Here is a 16792-nt window from a genome sequence, read left to right as displayed (position 1 = left end):
CGACTACACCGTGCCGTTCGGCGCATTCGGCGGCATCGGAGCCCAGGGCTTCTCGCTGTCCCGGACCGACTTCGCGYCCGATGCGGCGGTCGCCACCGCCCTTCAGGCGGCCGGCCGCTTCTCGTTCAGCCCGGTGCTGGCGACGTCGGCGCCGATCGAGACGTTCTCGTGTTCGTCGGCGTCGACCGCGACCTGCGCAGGCGCGGCGACGCTCGACCTCAAATACGCGATCCGGGTCGCCGCGCTCGACACCACCAATGACCGCAAGGTGAATTACGACACCCTGGTCTTCTTCGACGCCACGCGCGGCATTACGGCGGGACCGTTCGCCCCGCCGTCGACCGGACCGGCCTATGTCAAGTTCGGCGGCGAGAACGCACCGTTCTTCTTCGAAGGCAGCGGAGCCAAGGTCGGTGCCGCCTATTTCGTCTCGCAGCTCGCGCCCGACCTGTCGGTGGTGCGCTTCGCCCGCTACGGCGCCAACTTCATCCCGCGCAACGCGCCGGTGCTGGCCGATGTCGACGACATCAACAACAGCATCGGGTTCTGGCGGCCGCAGGCCGACTTCCGCATTCCGGAGCGGTTGAGCCCGGGTTTCACCAACTTCCCCGACATCGAGATCGAGGCGATGTACGAGGACATGGTCAAGACTTTCGTGCGCTACCAGACCGAGATCGGCGAGCGCGCGATCAAGAACCATCCCGACGCCGACCTGGTCATGGTCTATATCGAGCAGCCCGACGGCTCCGAGCACCAGTTCCTGCTCACCGACCCGCGCCAGGGCACCAACCCGAAGGACCCGAGCTCGATCGGCGCCGGCCAGGACCCCGCCAAGGTCGCGCGTTACGCGTCCTATATCCGCTTCGCCTATCAGACGGCGGACAAGGCGGTGAAGCGGATCGCCGAGGCGGCGGGCGAGGACAGCAACGTCATCGTGGTGTCGGACCACGGCTTCGCGCCGTTCCACACCTCCGTCAGCATGGCCAATATCCTGAAGAATGCCGGCATCGACACCACCAAGGTGGCGATCCGCACCTCGGGCCCGGCGGCCAACATCTACGTCAACCTGCAGCAACGCGAACAGGGCGGCACCGTCGATCCGGCGACCTACGCGGCACTGGTGACGCAGATTACCGACGCGGTGAAGAATGCGGTCGACCCGAACCCGAAATTCAACGGCTCACTCGCGAACGGACGGATCTTCACGGTGGTCGAGACCCGACCGCTCCAGTGCGAGGCCGGGATCGGGCAGTGCACCAGCAAGACCATCGGCCAGGATTTTGGCGATGTGTTCGCGCTGATGGCCCCGGGCTACAATTTCGACGGCATCCAGAACCCCGGCGTCGCCCGCCTGGGCGATGCGCCGTTCAGCGCGGCGACGACCATGCTGTCGATGCCCAACTTCTACGGTGCCCACGGCCATGATCCCGAGCTGCCGGTGATGAGCGCGACCTTCATTGCCGCAGGCCCCCAGATCCGCGAGAAGACGATCCGGCGCATGCGCAATCTCGACGTGGCGCCGACCATCATGCAGATTCTGGGCGTCAGGCCGCACCGCGTCGACGGCGAGGTGCTGCGCGAGATTTTGCGCTAGCGACGGAGAAGGTTCTCCGACTCAGTGGATGGGCGCTCAGCAGCGCCCATCCCTGATGATCGCCGCAAATCGACCTCAAACGCCACTGAGGGTGATCGCGGAAATTGGGAATCATCCGTGGGTCGGAAACTGAAATTTGCGGCGGCGGCCGTCATCGCCGTCGCGGCGGGAGTCTACATCAACAACACCAGCCTTCTCGCGCCGCATCGTGACGGTAAACCGGTCATGCTCGCCCATCGCGGCATGGCGCAACGCTTCGACGAGCGCGATGTGAAGAACGACACCTGCACCGCAGCGCGCATGCTGCCGCCGACGCACGACTACCTCGAAAACACGGTACGCTCGATGCGCGCGGGCTTCGACGCCGGCGCCGACGTGGTCGAGCTCGACGTGCACCCGACCACCGATGGTCAATTCGCAATATTCCACGACTGGACGCTCGACTGCCGCACCGACGGCCACGGCGTCACGCGCGAGCAGAGCATGGCAAAGCTCAAAACGCTGGACATCGGCTACGGCTACACCGCCGATAGCGGCAAAACCTTCCCGTTTCGTGGCAAGGGCATCGGGATGATGCCGACGCTCTCCGAGGTGTTTGCCGCCTTCCCTAACAAGCAACTCCTCATCAATGTGAAGAGCCGCGACGCACACGAGGGCGAGAAGCTCGCGGCCGTGCTGAACGCGATGCCAGCCGAGCGACGGCGGAGGATCATGGTCTACGGCGGCGACGAACCGATCGAGGTGATCCGTCGCCTCACGCCGGACGTCCGCACGATTTCACGCGCGGCGATCCGGAGCTGCCTGCTCGGCTATATCAGCTATGGCTGGACCGGCCTCGTGCCGCCGGCCTGCCGAAATGCGATGGTGCTGGTGCCGATCAACGTCGCGCCCTGGCTATGGGGCTGGCCCGATCGATTTCTCAATCGCATGACCGGCGCCAACAGTGCAGTTTTCGTGCTCGGTCCCTACAGCGGCGGCGAGTTCTCGACCGGCATCGATACGCCGGAGCTGTTTGCCCGGCTTCCGCAAGGCTATTCCGGCGGGATCTGGACCAACGAGATCGAGACGATCGCCCACAGCACGAAGAATTAGCTCCGCAACCCCGGCGCTTCCTGCCCGGTGCGCGCGACATATTCGGTGTAGCCGCCGCCGAACTGGTGGATGCCCTCCGGCGTCAGCTCCAGCACCCGGTTCGACAGCGTCGCCAGGAAATGCCGGTCGTGGGAGACGAACAGCATGGTGCCCTCGAAATCCGACAGCGCCGTGATCAGCATCTCCTTGGTGGCGAGGTCGAGATGGTTGGTCGGCTCGTCCAGCACCAGAAAGTTCGGCGGGTCGAACAGCATCTTCGCCATCACCAGCCGCGCCTTCTCGCCGCCCGACAGCACCCGGCAGCGCTTCTCGACGTCGTCGCCGGAGAAGCCGAAGCAGCCGGCAAGCGCGCGCAGGCTTCCCTGCCCCGCGGTCGGAAACGCATATTCGAGCGACTCAAACACCGTCTGCTCGCCGTCGAGCAGGTCCATGGCGTGCTGGGCGAAATAGCCCATCTTGACGCTGCCGCCGACCGCCACGGTGCCCTCGTCGGGCTCGCTCGCGCCGGCGACCAGCTTGAGCAGCGTCGACTTGCCGGCGCCGTTGACGCCCATCACGCACCAGCGCTCGCGGCGGCGGATCATGAAATCGAGCCCGTCATAGATCCGCTTGCTGCCGTAGCCCTTGAACACCTTCTTCAAGGCGACGACGTCCTCGCCCGAGCGCGGCGCCGGCGGAAAATCGAACGCGACGGTCTGGCGGCGGCGCGGCGGCTCGACCCGCTCGATCTTGTCGAGCTTCTTGACCCGGCTCTGCACCTGCGCGGCATGCGAGGCGCGCGCCTTGAAGCGCTCGATGAACTTGATCTCCTTGGCCAGCATCGCCTGCTGGCGCTCGAACTGGGCCTGCTGCTGCTTCTCATTCAGCGCACGCTGCTGCTCGTAGAATTCGTAATTGCCGGTGTAGGTGGTGAGCGAGCCGGAATCGATCTCGACCACTTTTGAGAYCACGCGGTTGATGAACTCGCGGTCATGCGAGGTCATCAGCAGCGTGCCTTCGTAATCGTGCAGGAATTTTTCCAGCCAGATCAGGCTTTCGAGGTCGAGATGGTTGCTCGGCTCGTCGAGCAGCATGACGTCGGGGCGCATCAGCAGGATGCGGGCGAGCGCCACGCGCATCTTCCAGCCGCCGGAGAGTTTTCCGACGTCGCCGTCCATCATGTCCTGGCTGAAGCCGAGGCCTGAGAGGGCTTCGCGTGCGCGGCCGTCCAGCGCATAGCCGTCGAGCTCCTCGAAGGCGTGCTGCACCTCGCCGTAGCGCGCGATGATCTCGTCCATCTGATCGGCCTTATCAGGATCGGCCATCGCCGTCTCGAGCTCGCGCAGCTCGGCCGCCACCGTGCTCACCGGTCCCGCCCCGTCCATGACCTCGGCCACGGCGCTGCGGCCGCTCATCTCGCCGACGTCCTGGTTGAAATAGCCGATGGTGATGCCGCGATCGGTCGAGACCTGGCCCTCGTCGGGCAGTTCCTCACCGGCGATCATCCGGAACAGCGTGGTCTTGCCCGCCCCGTTCGGCCCGACCAGGCCGATCTTCTCGCCCTTGTTGAGGGCGGCGGAAGCTTCGATGAAAAGGATCTGGTGGCCGGCTTGCTTGCTGACGTTGTCGAGGCGGATCATGATGTCTTCTGGGGGGAATTTTGCGTTGCAGCGTAATAGGCCATGCCGGCCGCCAAGGGAAGCCCGGCCGGACCCGGATCAGCCCCCGCCATTCGCCAAATTCCTGCAATCCCCCCAGAAGCTTACGGCTTGTAGACCTCGACCGTCTGCATCATGCCCATCTCCTCATGGTTCATCATGTGGCAGTGGAGCATGTAGACGCCGGTGAAATCGAGGAAACGGGAGCGGAACACGACCACGCCGCCCTTGCGCTCCACGATCACGGAATCCCGCCATTCCGGCACCGCCAGCGCCTTGCCGTTGACCGAGACCACCTGGAACGGGTTGGTGTGGATGTGGAAGACGTGGTCGTCATGCTCATGCGTGTTGAGGATGGTCCACTCCTCGACCGCCCCGAGCTTGACCCGCTGATCGATGCGGGCCGGATTGAACTTCTTGCCGTCGATGAAGAACTCGAATTCCTGCCAGTGGCCGGCGGCGTCGGCCTCGGGTGCGGTCGCCGACAGGACCACCTTGCGGCGGTTGGTGATCTCCGTGTCCTTGATGGGCGCGAGCGGTGCCGGCGGCAGGGCGCGCGGCAGCTTCATGTCCATCGGCGCGCCCGCGACAACGACCCGCGCCAGCGGCCCCACCGGCGAAGGGTGGCCCTGGTCGTAGGGCGCCGCGTTGAAGGCGTAGGTGCCGGGGCCGCCCGCCTTCACCAGGATATCCGCCCGCTGCCCGGGCGCGATCAGCAGCTGCTTCAGCGGCTGCACGGCACCGAGCTGGATGCCGTCATAAGCGATCGCCTGCAGATCATGCTTCTCGAGATCAAGCAGCATGTCGTCCTGATAGGCGGCATTGAGGATACGCCAGCGTTGCACCTCGCCGGGCCGCATCTCGATCGCCGGCCGCCGCTGCCCGTTGATCGCCAGGAAACGCGTCGCCGTCTCCGGAAACAGCGTCTCGAAATTCTCGACCATGCCGTTGGCGTCGTAGACCACCTGGGTCAGCACCAGCAGGCGCTCGCGGGCGGTGGCGATCTCGGGCACGTCGGCGAAATCGCCCTCGATGATGACGGCGCCGACCATGCCGCTGGACATCTGGATGTCGGCGCTGCCGTGGTGGTGCGGGTGATACCAGTAGGTGCCCCGGGTGTGATCGGCCGGCAGCGTGATCTCGATGTTGTAGCTGTGGCCCGGGGCCATCGAGCGCATGACGTTGTCGGCGATCCCGCTCGGGCTGGTATGCGCGCCGTGGAAATGGAAATTGGTGTTGTTGAACTGGTGCGGGTGGCTGATGTCGGCGGGAAGCCCGTCGCGGTTCGGCGGCAGGTCGTTGATCATCTTGATGCGCAGGGTCTCGCCGGGCTTCATGCGCAGGGTCGGCCCGGGACTGCCGCCCTCATAGGACCGGACATAGAGCCGGACGCCGCCGATCTGGCGATAGGCGTAGCCGCAGCGCAACGTCGTGCTCAGAACGCCATTGACAGATCGCCGCACCTCGGGCTCGAGCAGCGGCTGATCCATGGCGGGAACCGGCGTTTCCGGAACCATCCCCATCGTTGGCGACATGTCCGCGGTGTGCGAGGCGCCCGCATGGTCGTGCGCGGCATGCTGGGCCTGCGCGCTGCCTGCGACCAGCGACAACGCGCCCGCCTTGAGACCGTAATCGAGCAATTGGCGCCGCGAGAGCTTTGTCATATCCGCTCTGACTGGAGAGACGTCGTTCGGATCGTGCTGCATTTGAGTTTCGCCCCCGTTGCCCATCCGTCTTCAGTTTGATTCGATTCTAAAGCAAGCGCGAAACGTCGATCCCATCCGGGAAGCGCACGACATTCACCGGTTGTAAACGCCCTGACCCTTTCTATCGTCGCATGACGAATCACGACGGATTCGAGCTAGCATTGGCGCGGACCTTCCGGGCATGGATGCCGTCAGCATCGTGATGCCCTCGAAACCTTGTACAAGGATCTGATCATGGAGCCTTCGCGACGCGAGTTCGTGAAGTGGTTGTCGGCGGGAGGCATCTCGGTCAGCCTGTCTCATCTTGCCTCGGCGACGCCAGCTCCCTTCGCAGCCCACGAGACGCTGCCTGGACGCGGCAAGTTCAATCCCGCGGCAAAGGGCGCCGGCCGTGTCGACGGCGTCGCCAAGGTCACCGGCGCGAAGCTTTACGCCTCCGACTTCCGCGCCAATGATCTGCCGGGCTGGCCACAGATCACCTCGCACGCCATCCTGGTGCGCGCCAACGACGCCACGCACGTCTACACCGGCCTGGATCTCGCCCGCCTCGGCGGCGCGCTCAAGCCGTCGGTGGTGGTGACGGCCGCCGATCTCGACCGGATCGGGACGCAGGTGCCGGAATTCTATGCGGGCGACCTGTTCTGTCCGATCGGCAAGACGCCGCTCTATCTCGGCCAGCCGGTCGCGCTTCTGATCTTCGAAAAATTCGACGCCTTCGACCAGGCGCGTCTCGCGCTGCGCGACGGCACTTTCGTCCAATTCGGCGAGGAGACCGGGCCTGTCGTCGTCCCCGATTACGGGGCCTTCCGCTTCACCCGCGTGGCAGGTCCCTCGCCTGACAAGCCGGATGTCTATTCGCCGATCCAGGCGGGCTGGGTCTCGCCCAAGAAGGTGCAGAGCGCGGCGCTGCCGGTGTGGTCGGCGCTCGCCAAGGAAATGCCGGCGGATTACGCCAAGGCAGCGAAATATGGCGAGCAGATCCGCGCCGAGCTTGCCGCGGACGACGCCTCCATGCTGGTGCTCGACCGCGAGTTCGAGACGCAATCGGTCGACCCGATGTTCCTCGAGCCGGAATGCGGGCTCGCCTGGTACAACGGCAAAGGCGGCAATCTCGAACTTCTGCTTGGCGTACAATCGCCCTACGAGGCGGCGGAGTCGATCGCGCATCTCTTCGGCAAGGCCCGCGCGCCCTACAAGCCGGCGCACATCAACGCGCAGTTCGCCCATGTCGGCGGCGGCTTCGGCGGCCGCGATCACACACCTTTCATTCTCTATGTCGCGCTCGCGGCGGTCTGCTTTCCCGGCAGGCCCGTGCGGCTGGCGCATGACCGCTACCAGCAGTTTCAGGGCGGCATCAAGCGCCACTCGATCAAGATGCGCTCGCGCATCGGCATCGATCGCGCGACCGGCAAGATCAGGGCGTTCGCCGCCGACCACGTGCTTGACGGCGGCGGGCTCGCCCATTTCTCGGCCAGCGTCGCCGTCGTCGCGGCCACCGGCGCGATCGGCATCTACGACATTCCGAAGGTCGACGTCAGGACCGTCGCGGTGCACTCGCGCGGCGTGAGCGCGGGCTCGATGCGCGGCTACGGCATCCTGCAGGCCATGACGGCGCTGGAGGTCCTGATCGACGAGGCGGCGTCCGAGCTCAAGCGCGATCCGATCGACTTCCGGCGGCGTAACGCGCTGCCCCAGAACGGTCGGACCATGACGGGCAATCCCTACATCGTCTCGGTGCGCACGCCGGAAATCCTCGACAAGCTCGAGCAGCATCCAATCTGGCAGCAGCGGGCACAGTTCAAGCAAACATCGTCGGATCGGCTGGTCGGCACCGGCGTCGCCTGCGTGACGAAAGACTATGGCTCCGGCGCGGACGGCTCTCTCGGCCGTGTCGAGCTTGGACCTGACGGCAAGATCGTGATCTTCTGCGATCACGTCGAGATGGGCAACGGCATCGGAACGGCGCTGGCCAACCGGGTCGCAAGCCATCTCGGCGCCATCGCCGACGAGGTCTCGGTCGCTCGCGTCGATAGCTATGACGTGCTCGGCCTGGTCACGTCCGGCGATCCCTCCACCATGGACCAGAAGACCCAGGATGCCGCGGAGAAAAATCCGCGTTGGGTGCCCGCGATCAGCTCGCCGACGAGTTCCTCGATCGGCGCGCATGTCGGCACGCATTCCGCCGCAGAAGCCGCCCGCGTCATCTTCCGCTACGGCCTGTGGCCCGCGGCGCTGGAGCTGTGGCACATCGCAAAGACTGATCCGCGCGCTCGGCAATGGGCCGCCGCAAGCTGGCAGAACGGGCAGCTTACCATGCCCGGTCTCGAACCGCTGGCGCTGCCGGTACTGGCCGCGACAGCCCATGCGCGCAGCTTCGTCACCGGTGCGGTTGCGCACAGCTTCTCCCGCTGGGCCTGGTCGCGGGCGCGCTTTCCGGTGTTCGGCGAGCAGTACCGCGCCGAGATCGACGCGCTGGCGATCCGCCGCGGCAACGGCAAGTTCGAACGGATCAACCGCACCAGCGTCAAGTTTCCGCCGACCGACAACAACCGGATCGGCACCGCCTACACCTCGATGTGCGGCACGGTCGTCCGCGTCGAGATCGAGCGCGCAACCGGCGTGCTCCGCATCGCCAAGGCCTACAGCGTATTCGAATGCGGCACCGCGCTGGTGCCGGAGGTCGTGATGGGCCAGGCCCAGGGCGGCTTCGCCATGGGCGTCGGCTACGCGCTGCTCGAAACGCTGCCGCCATTCGAGGGCGGTCCCGGCAACGGCGAATGGAATCTCGGCCGCTATCTGGTCGCACGCGGCTCCGACCTGCCGCTCCGCGATCTCGAGATCGAAATGCTGAAGCCGCAGACAGCCGACGAAGCACCGAAGGGCATGGCCGAAGTCGTGATGATCCCGATCGTACCGGCGCTGATCAACGCCATCCATGACGCCACCGGCCATCGCTTCCGATCGCTGCCGGTCACATCAAGCCTTTTGAAGGGAGTGCTCGCGTGACGACCCTCAGCCTCACCATCAACGGCCAGAAGCACGGTCCGATGGACGTCCGCGACGACCTCTCGATGAACGATTTTCTGCGCGAGATGCTCGGGATGACCGGCACCAAGTTCGGCTGCGGCGCCGCGCAATGCCTGAGCTGCGCCATCATCGTCGACGCGCCCGACGGCACCAGCTACACCAGCCCGACCTGCATCGCGCCTGCGGTCAATTTCGACGGCAAGTCGATCCGCACCGTCGAGGGTCATGCCAAGGATGGTGAGCTGTCGGCGCTGCAAAAGGCCTTCGTCGAGCACTTCGCCTTCCAATGCGGCTACTGCACCGCCGGCTTCGTCAACGAGGGCCAGGTGCTGCTYGAACGTCTGTCGCGCACGCCGGTGCCGCGCGAGGCGCTGGAGCAGACCATCGCGGATGCGCTCGATGGCCATCTCTGCCGCTGCACCGGCTACATCAAATATCACGAGGCTGTGCGCGACGTGATCCTCGCCGATTCAAACCGCTATCTCATCGCCACCAAGTGAGCGCGCCTGGGGACACACCAGCCATGATCTCCGACGCACGATTCAAGACGATGGCCGTGATCGCGGCGCTCGCGAGCAGCCTGTGCGCGGCCTACGCGGCCTCGGAGACGGCGAGCCATGCCCTCGCCTCGCCCGAAAGCTTCACCTCGATCGGCGACACCGAGAAGCGCTCGGCGGCGATCTTCACCGAGCTCGGCAAGGTGCTGACGCATCCGCGCTGCACCAATTGCCATCCGGCCGGCGACAGGCCGCACCAGGGCGACAATGCCCGCCTGCATCAGCCGCCGGTCACGCGCGGCGCCGACGGCCATGGGCTCGAGTCCATGCGTTGCAACACCTGCCACCAGAAGGCCAATTTCGAGCCCGGCCGCATGCCCGGCCATCCCGAGTGGCATCTCGCCCCGCGCGAGATGGCATGGGAAGGCAAGACCGTCGGCGAGATCTGCGAGCAGATCCGGGATCCCGCGCGCAATGGCGGGCGCAAGGTGGAAGACCTGATCGACCACATCGGCAAGGACACCCTGGTCGGCTGGGCCTGGAAGCCCGGCTTCGGCCGCTCGCCCGCGCCGGGCACGCAGGCGCAGGCCGGCGCGCTGGTCGAGGCCTGGGTGAAGACCGGGGCGGCCTGCCCCGTCCCTTAGGGCGGGCGCTCTCTGGCCGGCAACCCCGATCATGCGAATGGCTCAGGGACCGAGCGGCGTGAGGGCGCTGCGCAGTGGCGCGCTGGAAATTTGCATCAAACCCGAAAATGGCTGGCCCAGCTCCAGGACCAGGTAGATCGCCCCGGCGGCCGACAGTGCAAAAACGAACAGCGCGCCGAAAACGGTTGCGCTGGGTTTGGCAAACAGGCCGAAGCTTCCAAAGATGATGGTGAGCCAGAAAATCAGCACCACCAGGAACGGCATAGGGATCGAGTTGTTCGTCTGTGCGAACAGCAGCAGGCGGGTTTGCGCAATGTCGGTGGCGATCTGTATGGCCCTGGCTTGCAGGGAGCGCTGGGAATCGTCCTGCGGCGAAAGCTGCTGAAGCTTCGCAAAGAATGCTTCGCTTACGGCGCTCGCCTCGAAGGGGTTCGCCTTGGCAACCTCGGAACTTTTCTCGCGCCACATTCGATCGGCTAAAGCAACGACGGCGCGACGCAACAGATTGCGTTCGTCATTCGCCTCCGGTCCGTACTGCGCCAGCAGATTGTCGAGCAGGACGACATTGCTCGTCATCTGCGTGACTTGAGTGCTCTGCGTGTCGTAGGAGCCCTTCGCCGAGGCGATCAGCAGGCCGAGGACAAGCGCGGCTATCGTCCCGATGAGGCCCGTGCCCAGCCTGACCACATCCTTGTCATCTGTGCTCAGGTGATGCCCGGGAAGGAACATACCCAGCAGGGCACCGCCTGAGATGCATAGAAACGTGATGCACGATAGCGCGATTGCATTCATGATTCACCGGTGTGTCGCGATTTAGCGGTGTGCCGCCTACGCCGCGGAGGCAACTGCGGGTCCCCTGGCGATCAATGTGCGTCGGTCGTGAATCAAGCTCTCCAGCCGGTGGGCTGCCACGTTCAATGTGGCATCATCCACCGCGCTCTCGTCTCCAGCAGCGGATTTGGCGCGCTCCGCCTTTAGAATGCTGTCGATTTCGTCTTCGATATCCGAAAGTTCAGCCTCTGAATCGACCTTCCGAATCCGGCGCGCCAGGGCATAGAGGGAATCGAGCGGGCCTTCGGCTGCGCGGTTGCCGACGCCCAGGAATTTCCACGCCGCCGCAAGCATGGTGGCAGCGCCACCCAGTACCATCGGCGTCAAATAGATCCAGTTGCCGTATTCATCCATGAAGCTCTGCGTGGTGCTGTTGTAGACGGCTGCCGCGCCAGGGTGCAGCGGAAGGTAGGCATCCTGGTCGGTGCTGGGCGCGGTGATCTGCGCGAAAATCGGCTGCTCGCGCAGAAGATTTCTGCGCGCGCGCATGATCGCCTCCGTGAGGCTGGTTACCAGATCAGTGCCGAGCTTCTTTTGCGCAACCAGGTATAGCGAGGTCCTCAGGGTCGTCAGGTCATCTTCCGGGACCGGCGGCGATCCCCGCAGCGTGCCCTTCGGGACGTCGAAGCTTTCAAAAGCGCGTTCATTCTCGGCAATTGCCCCGGCGGACTCGATTGGGATCAGTACCGGGACCTTTTTATGGTCGAGCTGAAAAAATCCGCGGACGAGCGAGAGGTATTTTTCGGCGAGCGGGATCACGACAAGCAGGGCACCGACTTGTTTTGACTGAATGGCTTGCCGGACATCCGTCAAAGCAAGGTTCTTGAATACAACTTTTGCGGCCGCCAGATCGTATTCCTTGGTCAACACATCGACAATTTTGGCGTTCACAACGCCGCCGACCACGCCGACCGTGCGTCCCTTCAGGTTGCCAATGCCGTCGATGGACGATCCCGGCGGCGCGATGATCAGCACGACCATATGGCTGACGACGACGACGGCTTGCGCCTGCGACAAGTCGCCGACATCGCCGCGAACCACAGCGAGATCGACCTTGCCCGCGGAGAAAGCGGCAGCGGCCTCAAGCGCGGTGCCGCTGTCGATGACCTTGAGCCGGACCGGCGCGTTCGTTGAAACGAGCTCGCCTGCTATCGCTGACATTGCCTTGGCCGCCTCGCCGTCGACCGAGCCGACCGCCACGGTCAGCGTTACCGGGCGGCTGTAGTACCGATAGGCAAGGAGACTTGCGCCTCCCGCAAAGGCGACGACGCCGACAAGCAGGAAAAAGCGAAGCCACAGCGGAAATTTTATCGACATCATGCTCGCCACTCCAGACGCGTCGGCCGATGGACATCGCTGCATGGCTTAATTGCAGCGCGTATAACCGCAATACTAAAGCCTCGTAGTTCCAACTATGCGAAAGCCGGCGGGCTCCTGTGTGAGTTCGCCACGTCCTTGCCGCTGTATTCTGCGGACCTGCGATGCCCGCGAATGTCCGCGGCCAGAGTAGCTGCCAGCGGCCGCTCTACGTGCTCGCTGCTCAAGACGCCCCCCAAGCTCGGGGAAATTGAGTGGTATATATCAGAATTGTGGGCCGATGTCCGGCTATGCCCAAGTCCGAAACGGGCCCAGCAAGCGACATTCCCGGGCGCGCAAGAGCAGGCCGGCGCGCTGGTCGAGGCCTGGGTGAAGACCGGGGCCGCCTGCCCCGCGCCTTGATGGCGAACCAGGGTCCGTCCCCATAAATCCGGTACGCGCGTGCAGCATGGCGAGGACCGCGCCGCCACAAAAGTGGAGATCGGCGCTGCGCAACCTCATATCCCCGAAGGGCCAGGAGCTGACCAGGAGCCGACTAAGCGGCGTGTCACCGCTTTTGGAGAGACACTGGTTTCCCGTACAACGGATCATCGAGAGTTGGAACGAAGCGCTCGCTATCCTGGAGCGAGATCTCTTTCATCGCCGCAATCTATCCTGCCGCTTCAGTTGCACACTTCGGCCTGGGTTCCTGTAATGCCGTACGAGCCACCAATTTTCGCGCGCTCAATCCGGCAGCCGGGCCGTACCGGTCGACACCCAGCATTATTGCAGATGAGCTGCCCGCTCGCTTGCGGCTTCGCCGGTGCAGCGTCGACCTCCTTACGTTGGTTATCGCGCTTCTGGGCGTCCTCCCGCGTCGCGACCGGCTTCTTCTCCTGCGCCTTCTCGCATTCGTTGTCGTCATTGACGCGATAGCCCGCGCGGCAGGTGATCTTCACGCACGCATCGCCATCGGCCTTGAAGCCATGATCGCAAACCAGCGGGCAGACGCGACCCGGCTTGGCCTTGATCGCATCCAGCGCATCGAAGCTGGCGAGCTTGGCGTCGAGTTTCGTTCCGGCATACTTGTTGAACAGCGTCAGCGAGCGCTGTGACGTCGCATTCCAGTCACCGTCAGCCAACGCAGTCAGGCACCCGACCCGGCGCAATTCCGACTGCACCGATTTCGCGACCTCCTGGGGTGACATGACAGGCTGCGCCGACGGCGGCGCGAGCGCCGCGACCTTCTGTTCGCCATCCGCACCGGCCGGCTTCTCGGCAGCCTTTTTCGCCGCCAGTTCTGCGGCGGCTTTCTCGGCAGCGGCTTTGTCGGTGGCCTGTTTGTCCGCAAGCGCCTTCTCGGCTGCCTGCTTGTCGGCGAGCGCCTTGGCTGCTGCGGCCTCGGCCTCTTTCCTGCGCTGCTCGGCTGCGGCGGCCCTTGCCTCTTCGACCTGCTTGGCCTTCTCAGCCGCAATCCGCGCATCTTCAGCGGCCTTGGCGGCTGCCGCCGCCTTGTCTTGCTCCGCCTTCCTGGCCCGCTCCGCCGCAAGCCGCTCTTTCTCGTCTTCGGCCTGCCGCGCCTTATCGGCGGCGGCGGCGCGCGACTCTTCTGCTGCGATCCGGTTCAATTGCCCCTTGGCCAGGCTGGCGTAGAACCCGTCGGCATACGTGGCGAGGAAAGCCGTCCAAACCTCTCTGGTGCCGATCTGCAGCGCCAGCTCATAATCCCGGCGGATCGCGTCCTGAGGGTTGGCTTGCGGTCCCGCAGCGACCGGCTTGGCCGGAACCAGGGACACGTCGTCACCGCCCAGCGAGCCATAGACATACGGCTCCTGCTTGTAGCCGGTGGTCTTGAGGACATCGTCGCGCACGAAGCCGAAGGCCTTGCGCAGGTCGAGTCCCGGTGTGGGCAGACGCTCGACCAGCGCGGCCGCGAACGGGCTGTTCTTCGAGTCGCCATCGGAGGCGGTCGAGCCCGCCTTCGCGGCGTAGGCGACCATGGTGTTCGGACTGGTCGGCTCGACCTTGCCAAGACCACGTCCGATGGCGCGCGCGGCGACCGTGCGCTTCATTGTCTTGGCAAAGGGATTGTCGCGGCAGGCGTCGAGAATGACGAGGCGGAGCTGTTTGGCCGGTTCGATGGCAAACAACACCCGGTCGAGCGGAAACGCCTCGTCGAACACGTCGTTGTCCGTCTCCAGGGCAGCATCGGTCGGGATCAGGTAGTTGTTGCCGTCCAGCTCGATGCCGTGGCCGGCGTAGTAGATGACGGCGACTTCGGCCTCGCGAGCCTTGCCTGCGAACTCGCGAAGCGCCTTGCGCATATCGACCACGCTGAGGTCGAGCTTGATGTCGACGCTGTCGAATCCGGCCTTCTTGAACATGCCACCGATCAGCGTGGCATCATTCACCGGGTTCGTAAGCCTCGGCACGCTCTTGTAGGCCGAATTGCCAATGACGAGCGCGACGCGACGCTCGGCGTGCGCCGAACCGCAGGTTAGCCAGACCACAAATAGCAATGAAAACCAGCGGAATGCGCCCATCACAGCCCCGAACATCACGTGCGCAGCGTATGCAGAGCCTGTCAAAAGGCAAGTCTTGGATCTGTGAGGCTGATCACTCAGGGCTTCGCCATGTCGCCTGCGCAGTACACTTTGATTCACGATCCTTCGAACCCGCGAAAGCGGCCGGAGCCACTGGGTGCACTGTCACCGTAATCGCCGCAATCGCCTGGCTGAGGACGGGAGCGGCCTGCCCCGCGCTGACGAGGCGCTAGGTTCCGTACTCAAACCCCTTGTGGTCGATGAGACGTGGTGATTCAAGGCTTCCAAATGGAGGCTTTGATGGCACGCTTCGATTTGACGGACGCCGAATGGACGATCATCGCGCCGTTATTGCCGGGAGCCGAGGGGAGGAAGAATGGCCGGCCCCGGCCGGACGATCGCAAGGTTCTCAATGGCATCTTCTTCGTGTTGCGCACCGGCACTCCCTGGCGGGATCTGCCGGAGCGCTACGGGCCTTACACGACCGTGTACAACCGTTTCAATCGCTGGGCGAAGGCGGGCATCTGGCTTGGAGTATTCGAGGCCCTGGCGGCGAGATCGCCGCAGTCTCTGCAACTGATCGACTCATCGATTATCCGCGCTCACCAGCATGCGGCGGGCGGTAAAAAGGGGGCCCGGATAACGCCATTGGCCGTTCTCGCGGAGGATTGAGCACCAAGATCAACGCGGTCGTCGATCAGCAGGGAATGCCTGTACGGATTGTGCTTTCGCAGGGTCAGTCGTCCGACAAGACCATTGCGCCGACCTTGATCGAAGGGCTCAAGCCGGATCGCGACCTCGTCGCGGATCGTGGCTATGACGCCCGAGCTATCATCGATCTTGTCGAAGCTCGTGGCGGGCGGGCGCACATCCCGACCTCCCGCGACCGCAAGGTCCAACGCTCGGTTGACCATCTCATTTGTCGGCAACGCAACCTGATTGAGCGCTTCTTTAACAAGCTCAAGCATTTTCGCCGCGTCGCAACCCGCTACGACAAAACCGCCCGAAACTTCCTTGCCGCTATTCTGCTTGTTGCCACCCGGCTATGGGCTAGGTTTGAGTCCACAACCTAGGCCCGATCGACATTCGGGATTCCCAAGTGGTTTGATCGCTGATTCATAGAGTTCCGTGATTCGACACGGAGCGGATGATGGCGGCGAAGCGATATGAGCTGACCGAGGCGCAATGGGCGAGGATCTCACCACTGCTGCCGGGGAAAGCTGGCGACCCGGGACGTACGGCTGCGGATAATCGTCTGTTCGTCAACGGATGTCTGTGGGTTTTGCGGTCGGGTGCACACTGGTGCGACCTGCCGGAGCGGTACGGCAAGTGGAAAACGGTGCATCAGCGCTTCAGCCGCTGGTGCCATGCTGGCGTCTGGGAGCGCGTGTTCGCTGCGCTGACCGCCGATCGCGACAACCAGTATCTGATGATCGACAGCACCATCGTTCGCGCCCACCAGCAGGCGGCGAGCGGAAAAGGGGGGCCAAAGATCAGGCGCTGGGGCGTTCCCGAGGCGGACTGACCACCAAGATCCACATGCTGGCTGATGCGCTCGGCCGTCCGCTCCGCTTCATCGTCACCGCTGGGCAGGTCAATGACATCACCCAGGCTCCGGCCTTGCTCAATGGCCAGATCGGCGATGCAGTGCTCGCCGACAAAGCCTATGACAGCAACGCCCTGCGTGCGATCATCGCGGAAATCGGCGCAACGGCGGTGATCCCGTCAAACCGCACCCGCAGGATCATCATTCCGCACGACGCCGACGCCTACAAACAGCGCAACCGCATCGAGCGCTGCTTCTGCCGGCTCAAACACTTCCGACGCTTGGCAACCCGTTATGACAGGCGAACCGCCAACTTTACCGGCTTCATCCATCTCGCAGCCGCAATGATCTGGATGCAATAAATGTCGATCGGTCCTAG

At 64.3% G+C, this 16792-nt stretch carries 11 protein-coding genes and 1 pseudogene; 7 read left to right on the top strand and 5 right to left on the bottom strand.

Translation table 11 applies throughout. The features are described from left to right. Together ACXJL8_RS12215 and ACXJL8_RS12210 are read left to right on the top strand one after the other, a co-directional pair. Nucleotides 1–1594 (top strand): alkaline phosphatase family protein (locus tag ACXJL8_RS12215; protein ID WP_456685039.1); only part of this gene is annotated, 1594 nt, incomplete at its 5' end. A 117-nt stretch (nucleotides 1595–1711) separates the two neighbouring features. After that, nucleotides 1712–2686, top strand: coding sequence for a glycerophosphodiester phosphodiesterase family protein (locus tag ACXJL8_RS12210; protein ID WP_456622826.1), 975 nt, complete (start codon nucleotides 1712–1714; stop codon nucleotides 2684–2686). Here the strand turns inward: ACXJL8_RS12210 and ACXJL8_RS12205 are convergent. Together ACXJL8_RS12205 and ACXJL8_RS12200 are read right to left on the bottom strand one after the other, a co-directional pair. Next, nucleotides 2683–4305 (bottom strand): ABC-F family ATP-binding cassette domain-containing protein, encoded by a 1623-nt coding sequence (locus tag ACXJL8_RS12205; protein WP_456685038.1) that lies wholly within the window; start codon nucleotides 4303–4305, stop codon nucleotides 2683–2685. The genes ACXJL8_RS12210 and ACXJL8_RS12205 overlap by 4 nt on opposite strands. Nucleotides 4306–4427: 122 nt before the next feature. Beyond that, nucleotides 4428–5987, bottom strand: a complete 1560-nt coding sequence (locus ACXJL8_RS12200) for a multicopper oxidase family protein (RefSeq protein ID WP_456622824.1) — start codon at nucleotides 5985–5987, stop codon at nucleotides 4428–4430. A 276-nt stretch (nucleotides 5988–6263) separates the two neighbouring features. On the opposite strand from ACXJL8_RS12200, the gene ACXJL8_RS12195 reads away from it, so the two are divergent. The 3 genes from ACXJL8_RS12195 to ACXJL8_RS12185 are packed head-to-tail and all read left to right on the top strand — an operon-like array spanning nucleotide 6264 to nucleotide 10197. Continuing rightward, entirely contained in the window at nucleotides 6264–9035 is a 2772-nt protein-coding gene (locus ACXJL8_RS12195) for a xanthine dehydrogenase family protein molybdopterin-binding subunit (RefSeq protein ID WP_456622823.1), read from the top strand. Next, a complete protein-coding gene (locus tag ACXJL8_RS12190) occupies nucleotides 9032–9556 on the top strand; it encodes a (2Fe-2S)-binding protein (RefSeq protein ID WP_456622822.1) in 525 nt (174 codons plus the stop codon). Before ACXJL8_RS12195 ends, ACXJL8_RS12190 begins: the two co-directional genes overlap by 4 nt. A 23-nt stretch (nucleotides 9557–9579) precedes the next feature. Continuing rightward, nucleotides 9580–10197, top strand: a complete 618-nt coding sequence (locus ACXJL8_RS12185; RefSeq protein WP_456622821.1) for an Isoquinoline 1-oxidoreductase subunit — start codon at nucleotides 9580–9582, stop codon at nucleotides 10195–10197. Nucleotides 10198–10239: 42 nt separating this feature from the next. Here the strand turns inward: ACXJL8_RS12185 and ACXJL8_RS12180 are convergent, their stop codons facing one another. The 3 genes from ACXJL8_RS12180 to ACXJL8_RS12170 form a co-directional block, all read right to left on the bottom strand. Then, the gene (locus tag ACXJL8_RS12180; RefSeq protein WP_456622820.1) at nucleotides 10240–10989 is read right to left on the bottom strand and encodes a bestrophin-like domain; all 750 of its coding nucleotides are present in this window, start codon (nucleotides 10987–10989) and stop codon (nucleotides 10240–10242) included. 36 nt (nucleotides 10990–11025) lie between these two features. Then, nucleotides 11026–12348, bottom strand: coding sequence for a TAXI family TRAP transporter solute-binding subunit (locus tag ACXJL8_RS12175; protein WP_456622819.1), 1323 nt, complete (start codon nucleotides 12346–12348; stop codon nucleotides 11026–11028). 659 nt (nucleotides 12349–13007) lie between these two features. Continuing rightward, a complete protein-coding gene (locus ACXJL8_RS12170) occupies nucleotides 13008–14867 on the bottom strand; it encodes a caspase family protein (RefSeq protein ID WP_456622818.1) in 1860 nt (619 codons plus the stop codon). Nucleotides 14868–15167: 300 nt separating this feature from the next. Between ACXJL8_RS12170 and ACXJL8_RS12165 the strand changes: the two genes are divergently transcribed. Together ACXJL8_RS12165 and ACXJL8_RS12160 are read left to right on the top strand one after the other, a co-directional pair. Next, nucleotides 15168–15940 (top strand): IS5 family transposase gene (locus ACXJL8_RS12165; protein ID WP_456622817.1). Its coding sequence is split into 2 segments (ribosomal slippage): nucleotides 15168–15501 and nucleotides 15501–15940, totalling 774 coding nucleotides; the frame shifts between segments, so codons are not numbered across the junction. Between the two features lie 74 nt (nucleotides 15941–16014). After that, nucleotides 16015–16775, top strand: a pseudogene (locus ACXJL8_RS12160) (IS5 family transposase). Nucleotides 16776–16792: the final 17 nt, after the last annotated feature.

It is taken from the genome of Bradyrhizobium sp. P5_C11_2 (assembly GCF_054049755.1).
The sequence above is the reverse complement of the archived record's forward strand: the minus strand, read 5'-3'. Positions and strand labels throughout refer to the sequence as shown.